This is a genomic window from Sedimentitalea nanhaiensis DSM 24252 (genome assembly GCF_000473225.1).
In the GTDB taxonomy this organism is placed as follows: Bacteria; Pseudomonadota; Alphaproteobacteria; order Rhodobacterales; family Rhodobacteraceae; genus Sedimentitalea; species Sedimentitalea nanhaiensis.
The window spans coordinates 3,010,680-3,025,888 of record NZ_KI421509.1; the positions used below are offsets into that span (position 1 = coordinate 3,010,680).

The 15,209-nt window shown below is 62.4% G+C and carries 14 protein-coding genes; 8 read left to right on the forward strand and 6 right to left on the reverse strand.

Annotation, left to right across the window (positions count from 1 at the left end):
• Positions 1–91 precede the first annotated feature (91 nt).
• The 3 genes from NANH_RS0116645 (at position 92) to NANH_RS0116655 (ending at position 3,014) form a co-directional block, all read left to right on the forward strand.
• On the forward strand, positions 92–2,437 hold the full coding sequence (locus NANH_RS0116645; RefSeq protein WP_036049976.1) for a mechanosensitive ion channel family protein: 2,346 nt from the start codon (positions 92–94) through the stop codon (positions 2,435–2,437).
• Positions 2,438–2,462: 25 nt separating this feature from the next.
• Positions 2,463–2,654 (forward strand): hypothetical protein, encoded by a 192-nt coding sequence (locus NANH_RS0116650; RefSeq protein WP_027263060.1) that lies wholly within the window; start codon positions 2,463–2,465, stop codon positions 2,652–2,654.
• A 99-nt stretch (positions 2,655–2,753) separates the two neighbouring features.
• Positions 2,754–3,014, forward strand: a complete 261-nt coding sequence (locus NANH_RS0116655; RefSeq protein WP_027263061.1) for a hypothetical protein — start codon at positions 2,754–2,756, stop codon at positions 3,012–3,014.
• Positions 3,015–3,242: 228 nt separating this feature from the next.
• Here the strand turns inward: NANH_RS0116655 and NANH_RS26505 are convergent, their stop codons facing one another.
• From NANH_RS26505 to NANH_RS0116685, 6 genes are all read right to left on the reverse strand, one after another.
• Positions 3,243–3,599, reverse strand: coding sequence for a hypothetical protein (locus NANH_RS26505; protein ID WP_081710477.1), 357 nt, complete (start codon positions 3,597–3,599; stop codon positions 3,243–3,245).
• Positions 3,600–3,721: 122 nt separating this feature from the next.
• Positions 3,722–4,048 carry a hypothetical protein gene (locus NANH_RS0116665; RefSeq protein WP_027263062.1) on the reverse strand — a complete coding sequence of 109 codons (327 nt, stop codon included), beginning with the start codon at positions 4,046–4,048 and terminating at the stop codon, positions 3,722–3,724.
• Entirely contained in the window at positions 4,038–5,192 is a 1,155-nt protein-coding gene (locus NANH_RS0116670; protein WP_027263063.1) for an ABC transporter permease, read from the reverse strand. The genes NANH_RS0116665 and NANH_RS0116670 overlap by 11 nt, the downstream gene beginning before the upstream one ends.
• Positions 5,189–6,217 carry an ABC transporter permease gene (locus NANH_RS0116675; RefSeq protein ID WP_027263064.1) on the reverse strand — a complete coding sequence of 343 codons (1,029 nt, stop codon included), beginning with the start codon at positions 6,215–6,217 and terminating at the stop codon, positions 5,189–5,191. Before NANH_RS0116675 ends, NANH_RS0116670 begins: the two co-directional genes overlap by 4 nt.
• Positions 6,217–8,175 carry an ABC transporter substrate-binding protein gene (locus tag NANH_RS0116680; RefSeq protein WP_036049979.1) on the reverse strand — a complete coding sequence of 653 codons (1,959 nt, stop codon included), beginning with the start codon at positions 8,173–8,175 and terminating at the stop codon, positions 6,217–6,219. Before NANH_RS0116680 ends, NANH_RS0116675 begins: the two co-directional genes overlap by 1 nt.
• Complete coding sequence (locus NANH_RS0116685; RefSeq protein WP_027263066.1) at positions 8,168–9,940, reverse strand: ABC transporter ATP-binding protein; 1,773 nt, start codon at positions 9,938–9,940, stop codon at positions 8,168–8,170. Before NANH_RS0116685 ends, NANH_RS0116680 begins: the two co-directional genes overlap by 8 nt.
• Before the next feature lie 230 nt (positions 9,941–10,170).
• Between NANH_RS0116685 and NANH_RS0116690 the strand changes: the two genes are divergently transcribed.
• The 5 genes from NANH_RS0116690 to NANH_RS0116710 all read left to right on the forward strand — a co-directional run bounded on the left by NANH_RS0116690 (position 10,171) and on the right by NANH_RS0116710 (position 15,119).
• Positions 10,171–10,668, forward strand: a complete 498-nt coding sequence (locus tag NANH_RS0116690) for a class I SAM-dependent methyltransferase (protein ID WP_027263067.1) — start codon at positions 10,171–10,173, stop codon at positions 10,666–10,668.
• 39 nt (positions 10,669–10,707) lie between these two features.
• Positions 10,708–12,078 carry a bifunctional enoyl-CoA hydratase/phosphate acetyltransferase gene (locus tag NANH_RS0116695; RefSeq protein ID WP_211237100.1) on the forward strand — a complete coding sequence of 457 codons (1,371 nt, stop codon included), beginning with the start codon at positions 10,708–10,710 and terminating at the stop codon, positions 12,076–12,078.
• Between the two features lie 13 nt (positions 12,079–12,091).
• Entirely contained in the window at positions 12,092–13,246 is a 1,155-nt protein-coding gene (locus NANH_RS0116700) for an acetate/propionate family kinase (protein WP_027263069.1), read from the forward strand.
• A gap of 10 nt (positions 13,247–13,256) precedes the next feature.
• The gene (locus NANH_RS0116705) at positions 13,257–13,886 is read left to right on the forward strand and encodes a glutathione S-transferase family protein (protein ID WP_027263070.1); all 630 of its coding nucleotides are present in this window, start codon (positions 13,257–13,259) and stop codon (positions 13,884–13,886) included.
• Positions 13,887–13,949: 63 nt separating this feature from the next.
• Complete coding sequence (locus NANH_RS0116710) at positions 13,950–15,119, forward strand: acetyl-CoA C-acetyltransferase (RefSeq protein WP_027263071.1); 1,170 nt, start codon at positions 13,950–13,952, stop codon at positions 15,117–15,119.
• Positions 15,120–15,209 lie beyond the last annotated feature (90 nt).

Below are 15,209 nucleotides of genomic sequence, written 5' to 3' on the forward strand. Positions count from 1 at the left end.
TGGTCGGGGGCCGTAATCCAAAGCCATTTGCACAGGTTACCCTGCTGCTGTAGCGTTTCCGTCAGCAGGAAATCTGGGACTTCTTTACCGCATGTGGCAATTTCTGGTTCGCGCCGCGCTGACGGCTCTGCTGACGGCTCTGTTTGCACTTTCGGCCAACGCACAGCTGCTGCCGGGGATCGGAGGCACTGCCAAGTCCGAGACCCCGGCCGGGGACAGTGCGCTGGCCGATGCCATCCGGCAAGCAGCGGACAGCGGTGTCAACGTGATCGTGCTGGACGGCACCGGCAAGCTGGTCGCTGCGGCCACCCCGGCAGCGAAGGAGGCTGTGGATGCACCCAAAGGCGCGATGGAGCACGCTTCGCCCCTGATGCGCGCCCAGACCCAGGTCAAGAAATTCCGAGAGACTCTGTCCGAGCGTCTGGATGCCTTGCCCAATTCACTGTCCGAGGTTGCGTTTATTCTGCGCGCCACCAGTCCGGACGGGCGGATCGCGACCTATGCCGAGGTTCTGTTCTGGACGCTTGCGTTGTTCTTTGTGGCCAGAATCGTGGTCCGGATGACGTATGGCATGCATTTCGCCAAGGGACAGATGATCGCGCGATCACTGGAAAACCCGCAAGGCTATCGCCAGAAGATGCCGCTCCTGGTATTCCGGTTCTTTCTGGGGGTCGGGGGCTCGGTATTGACAATGTCCCTGGCCTATGTGGCCGGATACCTGATCTTTGATCCGGTCGATGATTCATCGATCGAATTGACCATCGCGGCGATCTATCTGGCGATTTTCCTGTCCTGGACGGTGTCGGACCTGTGGCGGATGATTCTGTCTCCCTTTCTGACCCAATACCGCATTCCGGTCCTGTCGGATCGCGATGCCAAGCGGTTGTATCACTGGGCGTGGATTCTGGGCACGTTCAGTATCACTTCGACCATTCTCGCCACGTGGATCGCCGATTTTGGCCTGAACTATAACGTTTATGCCATTCTTTACGGGCTGTTGTCGCTGGTCGAGGCGGTGGGGAACATCTTGATGGTCCTGTTCAACACGGGCGTGATTTCCAATGCGATCCGGGGCGGCAAATCCGCCCAGGACGTTGTCTGGCTGACACGGTTCGTGTCATTTTCCTGGGCACCGCTGATGATCGGGTACATCATCTTTGGCTGGCTGGAACTGGCCTTTGATCTGGTGCTGGAACTCGAAACATCGGTGCCGATGATTGCCGGTGCCTACGTGGTGTTTCTGTCGATCGTGATTGTCTATGGCGCGATCAACTACGTGATCGAACGCTTCTTTGACCGAAGCCGTTCGGTTGAGCGGTTGAACCAGGAACTGGCCGCCGCAGAAGCTGCGGAAAGCGACGACGACATGCCGCCGGCTCCACGCCATGCGCTTATGACCTACGAGGCCCTGGCCCGCCGCGTTGCCGGCATACTGGCCTTTGTCGCGGGGGCCTATGCCATGTTGCGGGTGTGGGACCCGGAAAACCAGGTGCTGCCGAATTCCGTGTTCGGCCGGACCCTCGATGTCATCACCATTCTGTTCATCGGCTATGTCGTCTATCACTTCTTCCGCATCTGGATCGACAGCAAGATCGCCGAAGAAACCGTCGAGCAAGAAGAAGGTGAACTTGGCGACGAGGGGGGCGCCAACAGTGCCAGCCGCCTGGCTACGCTGCTGCCGCTGTTTCGCGGTGCCATTCTGGCCGTGGTCGTGGTGTCGATCGGGCTGATCGCTCTGCTGGAACTGGGTATCAACGTCAGTCCGCTGTTCGCCGGTGCCGGTGTGGTCGGTCTGGCCGTGGGGTTCGGGGCTCAGACCCTGGTGCGCGATATTTTCTCGGGTGCGTTTTTTCTGGTCGACGATGCCTTTCGCAAGGGCGAATATATCGACATTGGCGACGTAAAGGGCACCGTCGAGAAAATCTCGGTGCGCTCGTTCCAGCTGCGGCACCACCTGGGCGCGCTGAACACGATCCCGTTTGGCGAAATCAAGGTTCTGACCAACTATTCCCGCGACTGGGTGATCATGAAACTTCCCCTGCGGGTGACCTATGACACCGATGTGGAAAAGGTGCGCAAGCTGATCAAGAAGCTTGGCCAGGAGCTGTTGACCGACCCGGTGATCGGCGACAATTTCATCCAGCCGCTGAAGAGCCAGGGCGTGATCGAAATGCAGGACAGCGCCATGATCATTCGGGTCAAGTTCATGACAAAGCCGGGCGATCAGTGGTTGGTACGCAAAAAGGTCTATGAAGATATCCGCGCGCTGTTCGCCCGCGAGGGGATCCATTTCGCCCATCGCGAGGTCACGGTGCGGCTGGCGGATGCGGCTGCGGACGACCTGACCGAGGAACAGAAAAAGGCCGTGACCGGTGCGGTCCAGGGCGTGATCGACGATGAGTTCGACGGGCCGGACAACAACGGGCCGGATCGCTAGAAATCCGCAGAAAATCGGCACGGCAATGAGACCACATCGCACAGCGCTGGCCGGTCTGGCCTCGCGCCTTGCTTCAACAGCGGCGGCACATAAAGACGGGCTGAAGGTCATCGCCGGTGTGGACGCGGTGTCCGGCCATGTCGCGGACGGCGCGTCGCAGACAGATGGCAAGCCCGCGATCCAACCTTATATCGAGCCCACCCTGCGTGGGTTTTAGGCCGGACTCCGGGCATCGAACGTCGATTTTGGCGATGGCGGCGACGGGGAAATTGGCGTCTATCTGGGATGCCGCCACCTGTTTGCCAGTGAACTCTATATGGATATCGGCTATGCCCGCCATTATTATGACGACAGCGGCGATTGCTGTGGCGAGGCAAAACTGACACTGGCCTATCCGCTGGGAGATCGTTTCGGGGTCGCCGGCTATGTCGCCTACAATCCGGTTTCGGAGAACTTCAATCGCCGGGCGACACCGGCCTACGAAGCCCGGACCTATGGGTACTCCGATGGGTATGGCACGATTGCTGGAACCCCGGCGGCTCTTACAGCATCAATGATGCCTGGTCCGTCGGGGTGACCTATCGGGGATAGGGGTCAGGCAACGAAGGGTTGGCCCTGCGGTTATCGCTGGGCAATCTGGAAACGCCGCTGTTTCGGTTGCTGGCAGCCTCCTTTCAACGCGAAAGCGTTTCGAGTTAGACCTGAAACACCTGTCGCCGCCTGAAATCGGGGATCTCAATGCGACAGATGAGAGTTGCCGTCTCAAGTCGACATCGACGTCGAAACGCAACCGAAGCCGCGTAGATCAGCCGTTTTCGGGTTTCGCAACCAGACGACCTGTGCCTGCCTGCACGCAGGGTTTGCCCAGCCGATCTGACAGGGTGGCCAGGCTGTGACCCAGAAACGCACAGGTACACAAACCGATTTCGGTCATTTCATTGACCAGTACCAACCGGCTGTCCTGGAACTCCAGCCGAAAACCGTTGTCGGCCAGGGTGGCGATCAAACGTGCCCAATCCGGGGCCGCAGCAAAGGCGGGTCCCAGAAGACAGGCCAGCGTCACCGCGGTTTCGCAATCCAGTGCGGTTTCTTCGGGGCCGCGTGGGCGGTCACTCCAGACAGTATGAAGGGGCTGATCGGGGCGGAAAAAGGACATACTCATTACCAAACTCAACTTATTAATGGATACTAACGCGAAAATACTTACTATTCTGTATCCATGGGACTTGACAATCAAGGGGAAATGTTCCGTGGATTTCCCGCCACGGATGTGCCCGGCTGTTCTCAGTCCCGATCCGGGCAGCCGAACGGGACAAAGGTACTGGCCATCCCTTCGTTCATCGACAGGATGGTCATCAGGTTCGCCAACGTGACATCGCCGTCGGTTCTGGCGCAGATGCGGGTGGCTGCGGGACAGCCGTTATCGACAAAATCCTGATGCCGGGCCATGAAACCGTCGCTTGTGCCCTCCGGGGGCTGGGTGTCCAATACCTGTTGCCACGCATCGCGGTACAACGCGCATTTACGTACGCTCCAGCTGTCCGCGGCGACAGAGGACGCGCCCAGCCCGCAGCTCAGTACCAACACCAACAGGCGCGGATCAGTCCGCATAGGGGTCCAGCGAATCCCGCAGCCCGTCGCCCAGAAAGTTGAAGGCCAGCACGATCACGATGATCGGCAGCATCGGAATGGCCGTCCAGGGATAGATCTCGATGCTGGCCAGGTTCTGCGCATCGTTCAGCATAACCCCCCAGCTGACCGCCGGGGCCCGCAGGCCCAGCCCCAGAAACGAAAGCGCGGTTTCCCCCAGAATCATCGCCGGAATCGACAGGGTGGCGCTGGCGATCAGGTGGCTCATGAAATTCGGCAACAGATGCCGTCGGATCACCCGCCCGGAACTGGCCCCCATCATCTCGGCGGCGCGTACGTATTCCTCTTCGCGCAGGGACAGGAACTTGGCTCGCACCGCCCGCGCCAGCCCCGGCCAGTCCAATACACCCAGTATGATCGAGATGATGAAGAACACCGCCACCGGCCCCCAGTTGGACGGCACCGCTGCGGACAGGGCCAGCCACAGGGGCAATTCCGGCAAAGAGCGCAGAATTTCTATCACACGGTTGATCACCCAATCGATCTTGCCCCCGAAATAGCCTGCGATGCTGCCAAATCCGATGCCCAGCACAAAGGACACGGAAATGCCGATCAGCCCAACGGTCAGCGACAGTTGGGCGCCATACAGGATACGCGAGAACACATCGCGACCCAGCCGATCCGACCCCCACAGAAAGATCGTCGCCCCTTCGGGGGCGCAGAACAGATGAACATCGGTCTCGATCAGTCCGGCCAGCGGATAGCTTTCGCCCTGGCAGAAGAACTTAAGCGGCAGCGGCGTGGTGGTGTCGGTCACGAATTTCCACTGAAAGGTCTCCAGATCCGCCTCGGCCACGGTGGGATAGACAAAAGGCCCGATAAAGTCGCCCTCGTGATACCACTGCACCGATTGCGGCGGCGCAAAGAGGTAATCGGAGTCGCGTTCATTGGCGGTATAGGGCGCGATGAACCCGACGAAGGGCAGTATCATATAACACAGCAACAGGAAGATGCCCGACACCAGCCCCAGCCTGTGCCTGCGGAACTTGCGCCAGACCAGCAGCCAGGCGGGGGCGTCCAGATCCTGCCGCTCCAGTGTCTGGATATTGGCGGTTGCGTCGAACGGGGTATCGTCGACATAGCGGCCATCGGGCAGGTTCGTCATGCCTCACGCCCCTCATAGCGGATGCGCGGATCCAGCAGCACCAGCAATACGTCCGAGATCATCGTGCCCATCAGCGTCAGCAGCGCCACAAACATCAGAACGAACCCGGCCAGAAACTGATCCTGCGTCTTCAGCGCGGTCAGCAGGGTCGGGCCGATGGTCTGTAGCCCCAGCACCACCGACACCAGGACCGAGCCCGAGATCATCGAGGGCAGCAGGTTGCCGATATCGGCCACAAACGGGTTGAACGCCATGCGCAGCGGATATTTGATCAGCATGCGCGGCGGGCTCATGCCCTTGGCGATGGCCGTTTCCACATAGGGTTTGCCCAGCTCGTCCAGCAGGTTGGCGCGCAACCGCTGCATCATCGCCGCCGCCCCCGAGGTGCCGATCACGAAGGTTGGTACGATCAGGTGGATCAGGATCGATTTCACCTTGTCCCAACTCATCGGCAGGCCTTCGTATTGCGGATCCATCAGCCCGCCGATCGGCAGATCGAAATATTTGTGCCCGTAATAGAACAGGATCAGCGCCAACAGAAAATTCGGTGTCGCCAGCCCCAGATAGCCGACAAACGCCGATGTGTAATCGACCCAGGTTTTGGACTTTGCCGCCGCCAGCACCCCCAGGGGCAGGGCGATCAGATAGACGAACAGCACGGCGGCCAGATTGACCAGCACAGTCAGCCAAAGCGATTCACCGACGATTTCCGCCACCGGGCGGTCGAACTCAAAGGACCAGCCGAAATCGCCCTGGATCAGCCCGGAAAACCCCTGCGGTCCCGGAATGAAGCCGATCCAGATCAGGTATTGCTGATACAGCGGCCGGTCCAGCGCATATTCCGCCCGCAGGAACTCGGCCTTGGCCACCCCGGCGGACTGACCGCTGGCCCGCAACTCGCTGATCTGGTTGGACAGGTAATCGCCGGGCGGCAGGTTGATGATCAGAAACACCAGTGCCGACACCACCAGCAGTGTCAGCAACATGGTTCCGAACCGGTAAACCGCATAGCGCAGTATCGCCATCAGTCGCTACCGTTGGGATCGAAATAGAATTCGTCGATCCGGTGAATGCCGAAATGCGCGCCCGGATCCCAGGCCCACAACGCCTGTTCCGGCACGTTGCGCAGGGCCTTGTTCACCACCACCGGTTGCGGGGCTTCGGCCAGGGTGCCGATGGCAAAGACCTGATCTGCATGGATCGCCAGCATCTCGGTCCAGATCGCGCTGCGCTGTTCGGTGGTGGTTGCCATCTCCCAGTCATGCGCAAGTTCCATCAGTCTGATCGCCTCGGGCATGTCGGGCGGTTCGCCTGCGGCACCGTTGGTCTGGTAATACTGGCCCCACTTCGGCCAGGCAAAGAATTCCTGTTGGCGCGGGGCGACATAATCGGGCGAGGTATAGGCCTGCGGGATGCCGTTGTCCCAGCCGTACCAGACCGCCGCCATGCTGGAACCGGCATAGACCCGGTTGCGCAGGATGTCGCGATCCAGCGGGCGCATCACCAGTTTGACGCCGATATTGCGCCAGTCGTCGGTGATAATCTGCAGGGCGTTCTCGACTTCTTGCCGCTCGCCCGCGGTTTCGATCACGATCTCCATCGGGCGGCCATCGGGCAACAGGCGGATGCCATCCGGGCCGCGCCGGTCCAGACCGGCCTCGTCCAGCAGGCTGTTGGCGGTGTCCGGGTCCAGCGTTGCCCAGGCGTTGCGGTTGGCCTCTGTGAAGAACGGGCTTTGGGGTAAAACCGCCATCGCGCCGGGCTTTGCCAGTTTGAAATACAGCGCCTTGTTGATTGTATCGCGGTCGATGGCCAGGCTGAGTGCACGGCGCACCCTTACATCGCGCAGAACCGCGCGCCAGGCGTCGTCCTCATAGTTCAGGTTGGGATAGATCGCGATCTGGCTCGCCACCGCGTTGCCCCAAAGATAGGTCTTGTAATTGCCACCGTCCGCCTCGCCCTTGCGCAGGATCGAGATATCGCGGAAATCCAGCCCACGCGCCTGCAGATCGGCCTCTCCGGCATTGGACTTGGCGGCAATCAGCCCGGCACTGACGATCTCCATCTCGACAATGTCGATATAAGGCAGCTGCACCCCGTTGGGGTCGACGCGGTGGAAATACGGGTTGCGCACAAAGTTATAGCGGATTTTCTTGCCCGAGCTGGCATTGATCCAAGGTTGCAGTGTCGGCAGCCGGTGATTGTCGAACTTGTACATGTTGTCGAGCTTGTTGTGCAGCGCGGCCCAGCTCTTGACGCGGGCGTCCTCGACTTCGGCGGCCAGCTCGGCGGAGTCGGCGGAATCCGCATGGAATTTCTTCAGGAAATGCGCGGGGCGATAGATAAACGGGGGGCGGGCCAGGGCAAGGCTGGCCAGAAAGTTCGGATTGGGATTGTCCCAGGCAAAGACCACCGTGGTTTCGTCGGGGAAGGTCACGGTGGGCATCTGCCCTTCGACGCGCAGGAAATCGGGCGGGCCTGCCGGGCTGAGCAGTTTGTTGTTGGCGATGTTTTTCCACCAGTATTCGAAATCCGCCGAGGTGAACGGCGCGCCGTCTGACCACCGATGTCCGGGGCGCAGGCGCAGGGTGAACACCTTGTCCTGATCGGATTCGAAATCCAACAGCAGGTCCGGTACCAACTGGTAATTATGGTCGTATCCGACCAGCCGGGCATAGCCATAAACCACCATCTGGCGGATGTCCTTGCTGCGGCTGACCATGGTGTGCAGCGTGCCGCCCTGCACACCCGGCGTGCGGCCCCGGCCTTCCAGATCGACGACAAGCGGTGAGGTGGGGATGCGTTCGGCCACCGGGGGCAGATCGCCCCGCTCGACCTCCTGCAGCCAGAAGGAGCTTTCCTGCAAGGGCGGCAGCGGCGGCGCGGCCAGGGCCGGTGACAAGGCCGGTGACAAGGCTGGTGAAAGGGCGGCCAGGGCGGCCAGCGGCGTGGCCAGCAGAAAACGGCGGAAACGATCAAACATGGCAGCGCACCTTGTGCCCGGGTTCCAGTTGCATAAGCGAAGGTATCACGGTGTTGGAAAAACGAAAGGCCTCGGGCCAGCTGTCCGGTGATCCCGCCCCCTGCGCCACCAGTTTCAGATCGATCGGGCGGTTGATGTCCGGGGTCGGCTGCGCCGCGATCAGCGCCTTGGTATAGGGATGTTTGGGATTATAGAACAACGTGTCCGGCGGGGCCTGTTCCACGACCAGCCCCTGGCGCATCACCGCAACCTCGTCGGCAATGCGCGCCACCACCGCCAGATCGTGACTGATGAAAAGATAGGACAGGTTCATCCGGTCGCGGATCTCTTCGAGCAGGGTCAGGATCTGTTCCTGCACGCTGACGTCCAGCGCACTGGTGGGTTCATCACATACCAGCAGCGCGGGTTCAAGCATCAGCGCGCGCGCAATCGACAGCCGCTGGCGCTGGCCACCGGAAAACGCATGCGGATAGCGTTGCAGCATGTCGGGATTCATCCCCACCGCCTTGAGCCGCCGGGCCGCCAGATCGCGGCGCTCGGACCGGGTGCCGATGTTGTGAATGTCCAGCGGTTCGGTCAGCGCGCCCAGAATGCGCATGCGTGGGCTGAGCGAGGAATAGGGATCCTGAAACACCATCTGCGCCTGTTTCTGAAACGCGGTGCGTGCGGCGCGGTCCATTTTATGCACCGCGATCGGGTCGCTGTCAGGCGTGGCGCGAAACAGCACTTCGCCACCTGCATCCGGCGGTTCCGCCCCCAGCGCGATTCGCGCCGCCGTGGTCTTGCCGGACCCGCTCTCGCCCACGATGGCCAGCGTCTTGCCGCGCGGCAGGTTCAGATCGACGCCGCGACAGGCATGGATCAGAACATCCGGTTTCCATGCCGACTTGCCCCGCATCCGGTAAGTTTTGGAGACATTCCGCAGCTGCAGGATGAGATCGTCTTCGGGCAGCGCCGGAGCCAGATGGGGCTGTGCGGGGATCGACGGCGCGGCCTCAAACAGCTGTTGCGTATAGGGATGTGCCGGCGCGTTCAGCAGCGGCTCGGCCGGGCCGGCCTCCATCACCCGGCCCTTGTTCATCACCACCACCTGTTCGGCCATGTTCGCAACCACGCCCAGATCGTGGGTCACCAGCACCATCGCCATGCCGGTGTCTTTCTGCAGCTCCTTCATCAAACCCAGCACCTGCGCCTGCGTGGTGACATCCAGCGCCGTGGTCGGCTCGTCCGCAATCAGCAGGTCGGGTTGAGACACCATCGCCATCGCGATCATCGCCCGCTGGCGCATGCCGCCGGACAGCTCGAACGGATAGGACCCATAGGCGCGTTCCGGATCGGGAAAGCCGACGCGCTCGAATTTCTCAAGCACGAGACGCTTGGCTTCGCGCTCGCTGGCCCCCTTGTGCAGCCACAGCACTTCGCTGACCTGGTTGCCGATCTTGTGCAGCGGCGACAGCGAGCGCATCGGCTCTTGAAAGATCATCGACACCGCGTCCCCGCGCACATCGCGCATCCGCCGCTCGCTGATCGCGGTCAGATCGACCTCGCCGCTGCGCCCGTACAGCATGATCCGGCCCGACCGGATCTGTGCCACCTTGGGCAGGATACGCAGGATTCCGCGGCAGGTCACCGTCTTGCCAGAGCCGGATTCGCCGACCAGTGCCAGTGTCTGGCCCGGCATCACGTCAAAGCTGACGTTCCTGACCACGTCCGGCCCCTTGCCGAACCCGATGGTCAGATCCCGGACAGAAAGTAGCGGAGTCATCGGCGCAGTTCCGTATGGCCGTAAGTCAGCAGCATGTTGTACGTGAGGTCCCCCATGTCTTGCCGGCAGTTTCACTTGGCCTTTGCCCCATAGTCAAACCAATTTCCCATTTGTTCGCGATGTTGCGCCAAATTCTCCTGTTGCGGGCGGGTCTTGGCCCTACACATCCCGGCGGATATTTGGCATGACGGGCGGGCGGGCACGGGGCCCGGTCAAACCGGAGGTTTTTTATGTCCAGCCGTCTCGATCTGTTCATTGATCGCATGGTGTCCCAGCGCGCCTGCCTGGACTATGCCATTTCCGAAACCGCCGGCATGGGCGGGCCGATCTACGAGTTGGGGCTGGGCAACGGGCGCACCTATCACCACATCCGCAATCGGGTGACCGGGCGCGATATCCTGGTGTTCGAGCGCGCCGTGGCCAGCCACCCCGACAGCACCCCGCCTCCGGAGCTGACGGTGCTGGGCGAGGTCACTGACACCCTGCCAGCGACATTGGCGCAAAGGGGCGCGGTGGCCAGCCTGATTCATGCAGATCTGGGGGGGCACAACCGGGCCAAGAACGATGCTTTTGCGCGCCTGATTTCGCCACTGGTCGAACCGCTGCTTGCGCCCGGCGGGCTGATGGTCTCCAGCGACCGGATGTATTTCGACGCGCTTGAGGAACTGCCCCTGCCAACGGGGGCGGTGCCGGAACGCTGTTTTGTCTATCGCAGACCGGCCGGTTGACCCGGACGGACCATATCGCAGCAAGTCATGGACGGGCCAATGCAGAACATTCCATATGATGACCTTCGCATCGGGATGGAGGCCACCCTCAGCCGCCCATGCCGTGCCGACGACCTTTATGTCTTTGCCAATTCATCCGGCAACCTGAACCCGATGCATCTGCCCAAAGCCGATGGCGACGGCGACGGCATACCCGAATCGATTGCGCCGTCGATGTGGGTGGCCTCGCTGATTTCGGGTTTGCTGGGCGGCCAGTTGCCCGGACCCGGCACCTTGTACGAGTCCCAGACCCTGCGCTTTCTGGCGCAGGCCCATGCCGGCGACATGCTGGTCGTCAGCGTGCGGCTGACCGCCAAAGACGCGGACCGCCGCGTGCGTTTTGACACCTGGGTCGAAACCGCCGCCGGGGTGCGCATTGTCGAGGGCGAGGCGGTGGTGATTGCGCCCGCCACCTCGGTGCGTTTCGATGCCAGCGACGTACCCGGTCTGACGGTGCGCAGGTATCAGCATTTCGACCGGCTGCTGGCCCTGGCCGAACCCCTGCCTGCCATATCCACGGCCGTGGTCGCGCCGGAAAAGCCGGATGCGCTGGCGGGGGCGATCCTGGCCGCCGAGCACACGCTGATCGACCCGATCCTGATTGGCCATCCCGACCGCATTGCCGAGGCCGCCGAAGCCGAAGGCATCGACCTGTCGCCCTATCGCATCGTCGAGGCCCGCGATCATCGCCTGGCAGCGCAGATGGCTGTGCGGATGGTGCTGGACAAACAGGCGGCGGCAGTGATGAAAGGGCATCTGCACACCGACATTCTGCTCAGCGAAGTGCTGAAACGCGATGGCGGGCTGCGCCGGGGCGGGCGGCGGCTGAGTCATGTGTTTGTGATGGATGTGCCGGGGCTGGACCATCTGTTGCTGGTGACCGATGCGGCCATCAACATCACGCCAGACCTGAAAACCAAGGCCGACATCACCCAGAACGCCATCGACCTGGCGCTGTCGCTGGGAATAGAGCAGCCCAAGGCGGGGATTCTGTCCGCCGTGGAAACCGTGAATCCGGCGATTCCCTCGACGCTGGATGCGGCGATCCTGTCCAAGATGGCAGATCGTGGCCAGATCACCGGCGGATTGGTGGATGGGCCGTTGGCAATGGACAATGCGGTGGATCTGGGCGCGGCGGCGACCAAGGGCATCACCTCGCTGGTGGCGGGGCGGGCCGATATCCTGGTCGCGCCGAACATGGAGGCAGGCAATATGGTGGCCAAAGAACTGACTTTTCTGGCCCAGGCCCGCGCCGGGGGCATTGTGATGGGGGCAAAATGTCCGATCATCCTGACCAGTCGCTCGGATGACGAGCAATCCCGGCTGGCGTCCTGCGCCATTGCCGCGCTGCACGCGATGCGAGATCAATGAAGGAGGACCCGACATGAGCGTGATCCTGACGCTGAACGCGGGCAGTTCGTCGCTGAAATTCGCCGTTTACAGCGCGGTGGCAGAGCCAGACCTGTTGCAGACGGGGCAGGTCGAAAACCTGGGGCCGGTCGCGCGGCTGGAGATCAAGGGTGGCGAAACGCGCGAGATCGGCCCGGCCGATCACGCCGTCGCCCTGACCGCGATCCTGCAGGCGGTAGAGCCGGTGTTGGATGGGCGCGTGGTGGCCGGCGTCGGGCATCGCATCGTGCATGGCGGCAAAAGCTTTGGCGACCCCGTGGCGCTGACCAACGCCACACTGGCGCAGCTGGACGCGCTGGTGCCGCTTGCCCCGTTGCACCAGCCGAACAATCTGGCGGTTGTCAGAGCGGCGCGCACGATCTTTCCCGACGCGGTGCAGATCGGGTGCTTTGACACCGCGTTCCATCGTGGCCACCCGTTCGTCAATGACGCCTTTGCCCTGCCGCGTCACCTGTATGATCAGGGGGTGCGCCGGTATGGGTTTCACGGGCTGTCCTATGACTATGTAAGCGGTGTTCTGGCGCGGGACTGGCCCAAGTTGGCGCAGGGCCGGGTGGCGATCTGCCATCTTGGCAACGGCGCGTCGATGTGCGCTGTCGCAAATGGCCACAGCATCGGCTCGACCATGGGGTTTTCGGCGCTGGACGGGCTGCCCATGGGCACGCGCTGCGGTCAGTTGGATCCCGGCGTGCTGCTGTACCTGATGGATCAGGGCATGGCGCGCGCCCAGATCGAACAGATGCTGTATCGCGACAGCGGGTTGCGGGGCCTGTCCGGCATCAGCCATGACATGCGCACCCTGCTGGCCAGCGACGACCCTCGCGCCGCGCAGGCGATCGACTATTATGTCTTTCGCATCCGCCGCGAGTTGGGGGCGATGGCCGCCATTCTGGGCGGGCTGGACGGTGTGGTGTTCACCGGCGGCATCGGCGAGAACGCCGCGCCGATCCGAACCCGGGTGATCGAGGGCATGGCGTTTCTGGGGCTTGCACTGAATCCCGCCGCCAACGAAACCGGCGCGATTGAAATCGGGAGTGGCCCGGCGCAGGTGCTGGTGATCCGTACCGACGAGGAACGGGTGATCGCCCGCGCGGTGGCCGCCGCATTGCCCTCGGCCACCGCAACCTGAAAGGACCGTTATGATTTTTTATGATTGCTCTACCGCTCCCAGCCCCCGACGCGCGCGGATGTTCATTGCCGAAAAGGGGCTAAAGATCGAGACCCGGCAGGTCAGCATCGCGGATGGCGAACAGTTGCAGCCGGAATTCCTGGCCGTGAACCCGCGCGCGACCGTGCCTGTGTTGGTTACGGATTCGGGAACGGTGCTGACCGAGAACCTCGGCATTGCCGCCTATCTCGAAGCGATGCAGCCAGAGCCGCCGCTTTTGGGCCGCACGCCGGATGAAAAGGGGCTGGTGGCGATGTGGACCGCCATTGCCGAACAGCAGGGTGCACAGCCGGTGGCCGAAGTGCTGCGCAATGCCAATCCCCGGATGAAGGGCCGCGCCATTCCGGGGCCGCACAACTATGAACAGATCCCGGCACTGGCTGAACGCGGGCAGGCACGGGTTGCCGCGTTTTTCGATCTGATCGATCAGCGGTTGCGCGAGAGCCCGTTTCTGGCCACCGACCATTTTACGCTGGCCGATCTGACGGCATTTGTATTCATCGACTTCGCCCGCGTCATCAAAGCGCGCATCCCCGAAAGCCATCGGGCCACCCGCACGTGGTTTGACAATATCGCCGCACGTCCTAGCGCGCGGATGTGACGGGGTTGTCCCTGCCGGATACCGGACTCGGGAGAACCAACAATCGACAGACAGGAATCCGCCATGCCCCAGGCCTATATCACCGCCGCCACCCGCACTGCCGGAGGCAAACGCGAGGGTCGTGTTGCCGGCTGGCACCCGGTCGATCTGGCCGCCGCGGCGCTGGACGAGGTCGTCGCCCGTGCCGGTATCGCGCCGGACGCGGTGGACGATGTGATCATGGGTTGCGTCAGCCAGGTGGGCGAACAGGGTCTGCATTTCGGGCGGAACGCGGTGCTGGCCTCGGGCCTGCCGCAATCGGTACCTGCGGTGACAATCGACCGGCAATGCGGCTCCAGCCAACAGTCGATCCACTTTGCCGCCCAGGCGGTGATGTCGGGCACCCAGGACATCGTCATCGCCGCCGGTGCCGAAAGCATGAGTCGCGTCGCGATGGGATCGACCGGGCGCTGGGCGCGGCGGGCGGTGCCAGGCAGTCCGACCAGCCCCAAGCTGGCGCGTGCCTATCCCGAGGTGATGTTCAGCCAGTTCACCGGAGCGGAAATGATTGCCCGCAAATGGAACTTCAGTCGCGCCGATCTGGATGCCTATGCGCTGGGCAGCCACCAGCGTGCGATTGCCGCCACAGACAGCGGTGCCTTTGCCGAAGAAATACTGCCGCTGAAGATCCAGACCGAGGGTGGCCCGGATGTGCATGACATCGACGAAGGCATTCGCTGCGACGCCACGCTGGACAGCATCGGTGCGGTGCGCCCCTTGGTCGAGGGCGGCGTGATCACGGCCGCCAACGCGAGCCAGATCTGCGATGGTGCGGCGGCGGTGATGGTGGTGTCCGAGGCGGCGTTGAAGGCGCACAATCTGACACCGCTGGCTCGGATTCATCATCTGACCGTGACGGCGGGTGACCCGGTGGTGATGCTGGAAGAGCCGCTGTTCGCCACCGACCGTGCCCTGCAACGCGCAGGCCTGCGGATTGACGATATCGACCTGTTCGAGGTGAACGAAGCCTTCGCACCCGTGCCCCTGGCCTGGCTGAAACGCACCGGTGCGGATCCGGAGCGCCTGAACGTCAACGGCGGTGCCATCGCTCTGGGCCATCCGCTGGGCGGATCGGGGGCCAAGCTGATGACAACGCTGGTGCATGCGTTGCGGGCGCGTGGCAAACGGTTTGGTCTGCAAACCATGTGCGAAGGCGGTGGCATTGCCAACGTGACAATCATCGAGGCGCTGTGACCCGCGTTCATGTCTTCCTCTTGCTGGAAATATCCCGGGGAGCGCGAGGGGCAGAGCCCCTCGCCCGTCGCGACGCCGAAGGCGGCGCAA

Excerpts from the sequence above, each read along its gene's own strand:
- NANH_RS0116645 (WP_036049976.1), top strand. The coding sequence starts at position 92 with ATGTGGCAATTTCTGGTTCGCGCCGCGCTGACGGCTCTGCTGACGGCT.
- NANH_RS0116650 (WP_027263060.1), top strand. The coding sequence starts at position 2,463 with ATGAGACCACATCGCACAGCGCTGGCCGGTCTGGCCTCGCGCCTTGCT.
- NANH_RS0116655 (WP_027263061.1), top strand. The coding sequence starts at position 2,754 with ATGGATATCGGCTATGCCCGCCATTATTATGACGACAGCGGCGATTGC.
- NANH_RS26505 (WP_081710477.1), bottom strand. The coding sequence starts at position 3,599 with ATGAGTATGTCCTTTTTCCGCCCCGATCAGCCCCTTCATACTGTCTGG.
- NANH_RS0116665 (WP_027263062.1), bottom strand. The coding sequence starts at position 4,048 with ATGCGGACTGATCCGCGCCTGTTGGTGTTGGTACTGAGCTGCGGGCTG.
- NANH_RS0116670 (WP_027263063.1), bottom strand. The coding sequence starts at position 5,192 with ATGACGAACCTGCCCGATGGCCGCTATGTCGACGATACCCCGTTCGAC.
- NANH_RS0116675 (WP_027263064.1), bottom strand. The coding sequence starts at position 6,217 with ATGGCGATACTGCGCTATGCGGTTTACCGGTTCGGAACCATGTTGCTG.
- NANH_RS0116680 (WP_036049979.1), bottom strand. The coding sequence starts at position 8,175 with ATGTTTGATCGTTTCCGCCGTTTTCTGCTGGCCACGCCGCTGGCCGCC.
- NANH_RS0116685 (WP_027263066.1), bottom strand. The coding sequence starts at position 9,940 with ATGACTCCGCTACTTTCTGTCCGGGATCTGACCATCGGGTTCGGCAAG.
- NANH_RS0116690 (WP_027263067.1), top strand. The coding sequence starts at position 10,171 with ATGTCCAGCCGTCTCGATCTGTTCATTGATCGCATGGTGTCCCAGCGC.
- NANH_RS0116695 (WP_211237100.1), top strand. The coding sequence starts at position 10,708 with ATGCAGAACATTCCATATGATGACCTTCGCATCGGGATGGAGGCCACC.
- NANH_RS0116700 (WP_027263069.1), top strand. The coding sequence starts at position 12,092 with ATGAGCGTGATCCTGACGCTGAACGCGGGCAGTTCGTCGCTGAAATTC.
- NANH_RS0116705 (WP_027263070.1), top strand. The coding sequence starts at position 13,257 with ATGATTTTTTATGATTGCTCTACCGCTCCCAGCCCCCGACGCGCGCGG.
- NANH_RS0116710 (WP_027263071.1), top strand. The coding sequence starts at position 13,950 with ATGCCCCAGGCCTATATCACCGCCGCCACCCGCACTGCCGGAGGCAAA.